Genomic DNA, 6,817 nt, shown 5'->3' on the forward strand with positions numbered 1-6,817 from the left:
GATTCCCGACAGCGAGATGTAAAAACCCAAGCCAAGTGCTTGCTCTGCAAAGTCCTGGCTGGCGGTGAAGCAATGGATGACGCCGCGCAATTCCCCTTCGCCGGGTTCGCGAAGCAGCGCCAGCGTATCGGCTTCGGCATCGCGGGTGTGAACGATGAGCGGCAGGCCCGTCGCCCGTGCAGCCATGATATGACTGCGAAAGCTGGCCTGTTGCCGGCCGCGATCGGACTTGTCGTAGAAATAATCCAGACCGGTTTCGCCTATGCCGATGACCCGGCCATGCCCGGCGGCATCGATCAGGGCTGCGGCATCGGTGTCGGGATGCAGATCGGCCTCGTGCGGGTGGATGCCGACCGTTGCCCAAACGTCCTTTTCGCCATCAGCCTGGCCGATGACCGCATCCCATTCGTTGCGGCGTGTCGAAATGCCCAAAAAGCCCGAAACGCCGGCGATGCGGGCCCGGGCGAGCACGCCGGGGCGATCCTCGACCAGCCCGGGGTAGTTGAGGTGGCAATGGCTGTCGATCAGCATCAAGCAGGCTCGGGCGTCAGACGCGGAAACACGCCCTCGGGCGCCGGAAGCTGGGTGCCAGCCGCAACAATTGTGTTGAAGCCGCTGAAATCACGTGCATCTGGCGCCACGCCGAGCTGATCAAGAAGCCGCGATGTCGATTCCGGCATGAACGGCTGCGCCAGCAGCACGATGCGGCGCGTCGCATCCATGGTGGCACGCAGAACCTGCGCCATGCGGGCAGTATCGGTCTTGGCCAGCGCCCATGGCGCGTTCTCGGCAAAATAGCCGTTGGCAGCCGACACGAGGCCCATCAACGCCTCCAGTGCCTTGTGCAAAGCCCAGGCATTCATCGCTGCGAAATAGGCCTGCGTCAGCGCGGTGAAGCTGGCATGCAGGGCCGCTTCGCTGTCGCCGCCCTCGCCTTGCGCCGCTGGCACGATGCCGCCGAGGTTCTTGGCGACCATCGACAGGCTGCGCTGGGCCAGATTGCCGATGCCATTGGCCAGGTCGGCGTTGGTGCGCTCGATGATCGCCTCGTCGGAATAGCTGCCATCATCGCCAAAGGCGATTTCACGGCACAGGAACCAGCGCAGCCGGTCGACACCGAACCGGGTCGCCATTTCCGATGGATCGACGACATTGCCGAGCGTCTTGGACATTTTCTCGCCCCGGTTGAGCAGAAAGCCATGGCCGAACACGGCGCGCGGCAAAGGCAGGCCCGCCGACATCAGGAACGCCGGCCAATAGACAGTGTGGAACCGCACGACATCCTTGCCGACGACATGCAGGTCCGCCGGCCACCATTGGCCGTCAAGCCCGCCAGCGCCAGTCAGGTAATTGGCCAGCGCATCGAGCCAGACATACATCACATGGCTGGGACCGGTTTCAGCACCGTCGGGCACCGGAATGCCCCATGAAAAGGATGTGCGGCTGACCGACAAATCCGAAAGTCCGCCGGCAACAAAGCTTCGCATCTCGTTGAAACGGCTGACAGGTTGAATGAAGTCGGGCTGGCCATCATAGAGCGCCAGCAGCCGGTCCTGATAGGCCGACAGCCGGAAGAACCAGCTTTCCTCGACTGTCCATTCCACCGGCGTGGCCTGCGGCGAGAGGCGCACCGGATTGCCGGCGGAATCCACGGCATCGACGAGTTCTGCGTCGTCGTAATAGGCCTCGTCGCGCACCGAATACCAGCCTTCGTAGCGGCCAAGATACATGTCGCCATTGGCAGCCATGCGCCGCCACAGTTCCTGCACCAGCGCCTTGTGATCGGTGTCGGTGGTGCGAATGAAGCGGTCAAAATTGATGCCAAGCTGATCATCAAGCGCGCGGAACGGCTCCACCATGGCATCGACATAGGCCTTGGGCTCCTGCCCAGCCGCCCGTGCCGCTTGGTCGATCTTGAGGCCGTGTTCGTCGGTGCCGGTCAGGAACCGCACGTCAAACCCATCGAGACGCTTGAAACGGGCGATGACATCAGTGGTAACCGCTTCATAGGCATGGCCCATGTGCGGACGGCCGTTGGGATAGGCGATGGCTGTGGTGATATAAAATGGCTTCGACATAACCGCAGCAAATGCGGCAATCCCTGCCGCAGTGCAACAGGGCGATTTGGCTCAGCGCGCGCCGATTGCAGCCAGTTTCATGGCAAGATCGAACACCACCTGCTCGGCAACCAGGTTCAGCGGCAGCGCATCGGCTGCCAGCTTCGACGCAGCCTCCCAATCGGCGAGCGCCGCGCCCAGCGCCGGTCCGCGCTGCTGCCGTGCGGCCTGTGCCAGCATTGCCGGCGCGCGTTCGAGAAAGGCCTCGTATCGTCCTGCCCCGGCCTTGCCCGCCAGCGACTTGGCCAGACGCAGCGCGGCCCCCGGCTTTGCCCCCGTGCTTGCCAATGCCGCCATATCGTCGAACAGCGCCCCGATACCCGGCTCGGCAAAACGCAAGGCGCGGCCGGGGCATCCCTGCGCCAGACTGATCAAGGCAGCACGGTCATCATCATCATCCACATCATCGAGCAAGCTCGCGACCTGCGCATCTGGCAGAGGATGAAACCGCAGTATCCGGCACCGCGATCGGATTGTCGGCAGCAGGCGTCCGGGGGAATGACTGATCAAAAGGAATATCGTATCTTCGCCTGGTTCCTCAAGATTCTTCAGCAATGCATTGGCTACGTTCTTGTTCATGTCATCAGCGGCGTCAACCACGACCACGCGGCGCTTGCCCAGCAATGCCGTTCCTTGCAAAAATTCGCGCAAGGGTTGACCAACGGTTTCCTTGCGCCGCACGATCTGGGGCAGGACAATTTCCGAGCGGAGCTTGCCGGTGGTCGAGCTTTCCTCTCTGGCGACAAGACGATAATCGAGGTGGGAGCCGGCGGCCATCAATCGGGCGGCGCGGTCATCGTCGGGGACGGCTAAACCGGGCACATCCGGGCATCCTGCGAGCAGCCAGACGGCAGCTTGCCGGGCAAAGAGTGCTTTGCCCAAGCCTTCGGGACCAACCAACAGCCAGCTGTGTTGCGGCCTGTCGCCCATGAACGGCGCCTTGAACGCGGCAACCTGCTCGTCATGGCCGATCATCATGGCATCAGCGCCAACACAGCGCGGAACACATTGTCGACATCGGCGCTGGCGTCGATCTGGTGACAGCGGGCCGGCTCCATCACGGACAAAGCATCGAAAAACGCCGCGATTCTGGCATGAAAGGCGCTGTCATGGGCTTCGAAGCGGCCTTCGCCGCCGGCGCGTGTCTGTGTCCGGGCCAGACCAACGCCGGGGTCGATGTGGAACACCAGCGTGATATCCGGCCATAGCCCGCCGCACGCCATCGCGTGCAGCGCCTTCAGATCGTCATCGGCCAGTCCCTTGCCAGCACCTTGATAGGCGCGCGTGGAATCGACAAATCGGTCGCAAATCACCGTCGCGCCCGCAGCTAGCGCCGGACGAATGACCAACGCCACATGTTCGGCCCGCGATGCGTTCATGAGGCACGCCTCTGCCCATGGCGTCCAGCGATCCGGCGCGCCGTTGACCAGCAGGTCGCGGACCGCTTCGCCGCCAGCTGTGCCGCCGGGTTCACGTGTCAGCACCACCTCATGGCCCAGCGCCACGAAATGCGACGCCAACCGGCGTGCCTGGGTGGACTTGCCGCTCCCCTCCCCGCCTTCCAGCGTGATGAAGCGGCCCGGCATCAACCAAACAGGCCCGTGAGCCAGTTCCAGGCGCGGCGGAACATGCTGGCTTCCTCGATGGCGACGGCCGTGACCAGCGGCACCCGGCGCGGCGCCTGGCCCGGCATGGTGACGACAAGATCGGCGACCTTTTGACCGGCCTTCAACGGCGCTGTCAGGCCTGGCACTGCGGCCACGCTGACCTTGCGCTCCATGGCGAAACCGCGTGGCAGCGTCACGAACAGGTCGCGCGGTGCGACGGCATCGATCAGCGGGTCGGCGCCGCCAGCAACTGCGACCTTGCCGAGCACCTGGCCCTTTTTGCCCACCGGCACGTTCTGGAACGCGGCGAACCCCCAGTTCATGAAGTCAACCGACGCGCTGACCCGCTGGCCGAAGGATTCGAGGCCGGCCACTACCATGACAAGCCGCCGCCCGTTCTGCACCGCCGAGCCGGTGAAGCCATAGCCGGCTTCGTCGGTGTGCCCGGTCTTCAGGCCATCGGCACCGGCGATCTTGCCGAGCAAGGGATTGCGGTTGGGCTGGGTGATATCCTGCCCGGCACCCATGGTCTTGCCCCAGGTGAAATTTTCCTTGGCATAGAAGCGCTTGTACAGATCGGGAAAGTCCCGGATCGTGGCTTCGGCCAGAATGGCGAGATCGCGCGCGGTCACATACTCATTGGGGTCGGGCCAGCCGCTGGTGTTGGCAAAATGGCTGTTCTTCATGCCCAGCCGCTGCGCCTCGCGGTTCATCAGCGCCACGTAATTGGCCTCGGTGCCGCCAAGCCCCTCGGCCAGCACGACACAGGCATCATTGCCTGACAGCGTGACGATGCCGTGCAACAGGTTTTCGACGCTGACCTGTTCGTCCGGCGACAGGAACATCGTCGAACCCTGGCTGTGCCACGCGCGCCACGTCTCGGGTTTGACCAGTATCTTCTGGTCCATCGAGGCTTCGCCGGCCTTGAGCAGCTTGAAGGCGACATACACACCCATCATCTTGCCCATCGAAGCCGGCGGCATCCGGCTGTCGGCGTCCTTGGCGTACAGGACGGCGCCGGTCTGCATATCCTTCATATAGGCGCGCGGCGCTGCTGTCTGATAGGAAGGCGCAGCGGTAGGCGCCTGGGCCTGAACGGCCATCGGGGCAAGCAGCACAAGCGCAGCAGTCAGGGGGGCGAAAATCAGAACACGCATGGAATGAATTACTCTCTGGCTCATGGTTTGGGAGCGGCACCGCCGGCAGGAATCAGGCGCGCATCGTTGTAGCCGGCACGGCGCAATTGTGCCAGCGCGGCGCCAGCGGACGCTGCATCCGAATATGGCCCAAGACGCACCCGCGTCAGGCCCGACGGCGCTGTTTCGGTCACGACCGGGCCAAAAACCGACAGATAGCCCTTCAGCCAGGCTATACGCCCCGGATCGGACAGAGCGGCCACCTGCACAAAGATCGCTCCAGGAGCAACCGGGGCGGCGGCGGGCAACGTTGCTGACGTGACGCTGGCTGGCAGCGCGACCGTGATAACAGGCGGCACGGCGGCGGTTGCAGCGACTGTGGGCGGGACTGGCATAGCCACGGGCAAGGACGGCGCCGCCGCAACCGCAGGCGCCATCACCATGGCCTGTGCGCCGTCCGGAAACACCCGCCGCACCCGCACCCGCGCCGTGCCGGGGCGGTCCACGCCCAGCAATTGCGCCGATGCGCGCGACAGATCGATGATGCGGCCCGCCACAAACGGCCCCCGGTCATTGACGCGCACGGTCAGGCGCCGGCCATTGTCGATGTTCTCCACCTCGACCCAGCTCGGCATCGGCAGCGTCTTGTGCGCCGCCGTCAGGTCATCCTGGTTGTACCGCTCGCCATTGGCGGTGTTCAGGGCGTGAAACCCCGGCCCATACCAGCTGGCAACGCCCTTTTCGTCATAGGCGCGGTCGTCGGACGGATAATACCAGACGCCGAACACTTGATAGGGCTTGCCGATCTTGACGGTGCCGCCCAGTGCCGGACGTGCCGACACGGCAGCCGGCGCAGGCCGATCGGCCCTGCCCCCGCACGCTGCCAGAAGCAAAAGCGCGCCAAGCGCGATCAGCCGGTCAGGGCGCCGCAATGGCGTCACCCAGCAGCCCCACGGACAGGGCATAAAGATTGGAGCAATTGTAACCCAATATGGCCCGGTAGCTTTGCGTCACCAAGAATGCGCCCTGCCCCGGCCCGTCCGGCTCGATCAGCGACATCAGCGCATTATCGTCCGGCCAAGCGGCGTTGACCGCCACAAAACCGCGCGCGCGCCATTCGCTGGCGGTCATGAGCCGGCTGTGGCGGCTGATGGGTTGCACGCAGCGCTGCGGCACATCGGCGGCGGCCAGATCGGCGCGATTTGCGCCTGCTGGCACAATGGCACGAAAACCCCAGGTCTCGCCGCGCTTCCAGCCGGCTTGCTTGAGATATTCGCCAATGGACTGAAACACATCGGGCAGGCTGTTCCACAGATCGACACGGCCATCACCGTCACCATCCCGGCCGTTTCGCAGATAGCTGGTGGGCAGGAACTGCGTCTGGCCAAAGGCGCCGGCCCAACTGCCTCGCATTTGCGCCCGCGTGGCATGCGCTTCGCCGACCATCTTCACAGCTGCATCAAGCTCGGCCGTGAACAGCGCGCGCCGGCGCCCTTCATACGCCAGCGTCGCCAGCGCCGATGGCAGGTCGAAGGTGCCGATCACGCGGCCATAGCTGGATTCAATGCCCCAGATCGACGCGATGGTGGCCGCCGGCACCCCCGAGGCCTGCTCGGCGGCCATCAGCGCGGCGCGATGTTCGGCAAAGCGGCGTTGCCCGGCGGGAATGCGGTCGCCGTGGAATTTGCCGGCAAGATATTCGGGAAAGGTGCGCGGCCGCCCGGCGCTGCCCGGCTGGGTACGGTCATGGCCGATGACGCGCGGCTGGAATGTCACACCGGCCAGCCCCGCATCGAGCCATTCCGGCTTGATGCCGCGCGTGATGGCGTCGGCGCGATAGTTGGCCAGCCACAGGTTGAAGGCGAGCGCATCTGCGCCTTCATCGGCATGGGCCAGCGATGGCAGGAGGAGCAGGAGCAGGGCAAGGAACACACGCATCGTATATCTTGTGCCAAAG

7 protein-coding genes and 1 pseudogene are annotated in these 6,817 nt (G+C 64.5%); all 8 read right to left on the minus strand.

The window, feature by feature from the left end; translation table 11 throughout:
• The coding region (locus RMQ73_RS02995) for a TatD family hydrolase (RefSeq protein WP_310496507.1) at positions 1-531 on the minus strand (531 nt) is incomplete at its 3' end.
• Positions 531-2,078, minus strand: coding sequence for a methionine--tRNA ligase (metG, locus tag RMQ73_RS03000; protein WP_310496508.1), 1,548 nt, complete (start codon positions 2,076-2,078; stop codon positions 531-533). The genes RMQ73_RS02995 and metG, both read right to left, overlap by 1 nt.
• 51 nt (positions 2,079-2,129) lie before the next feature.
• Positions 2,130-2,531: a hypothetical protein gene (locus tag RMQ73_RS03005; protein ID WP_310496513.1), complete on the minus strand. Its 402-nt coding sequence runs from the start codon at positions 2,529-2,531 to the stop codon at positions 2,130-2,132.
• Between the two features lie 81 nt (positions 2,532-2,612).
• Positions 2,613-3,095: pseudogene (locus RMQ73_RS03010) on the minus strand (DNA polymerase III subunit delta'); the annotation flags it as partial.
• On the minus strand, positions 3,092-3,703 hold the full coding sequence (gene tmk, locus RMQ73_RS03015) for a dTMP kinase (protein ID WP_310496512.1): 612 nt from the start codon (positions 3,701-3,703) through the stop codon (positions 3,092-3,094). The gene tmk and the pseudogene RMQ73_RS03010, both read right to left, overlap by 4 nt.
• Complete coding sequence (locus RMQ73_RS03020) at positions 3,703-4,881, minus strand: D-alanyl-D-alanine carboxypeptidase family protein (RefSeq protein WP_310496509.1); 1,179 nt, start codon at positions 4,879-4,881, stop codon at positions 3,703-3,705. The genes tmk and RMQ73_RS03020 overlap by 1 nt, the downstream gene beginning before the upstream one ends.
• A 20-nt stretch (positions 4,882-4,901) precedes the next feature.
• Positions 4,902-5,702 carry a septal ring lytic transglycosylase RlpA family protein gene (locus RMQ73_RS03025; protein ID WP_310496510.1) on the minus strand — a complete coding sequence of 267 codons (801 nt, stop codon included), beginning with the start codon at positions 5,700-5,702 and terminating at the stop codon, positions 4,902-4,904.
• A 76-nt stretch (positions 5,703-5,778) separates the two neighbouring features.
• A partial coding sequence (locus RMQ73_RS03030) for a lytic murein transglycosylase (RefSeq protein WP_310496511.1) occupies positions 5,779-6,817 on the minus strand: 1,039 nt, incomplete at its 5' end.

It is taken from the genome of Sandarakinorhabdus sp. (assembly GCF_031430775.1).
GTDB lineage: Bacteria > Pseudomonadota > Alphaproteobacteria > Sphingomonadales > Sphingomonadaceae > Sandarakinorhabdus.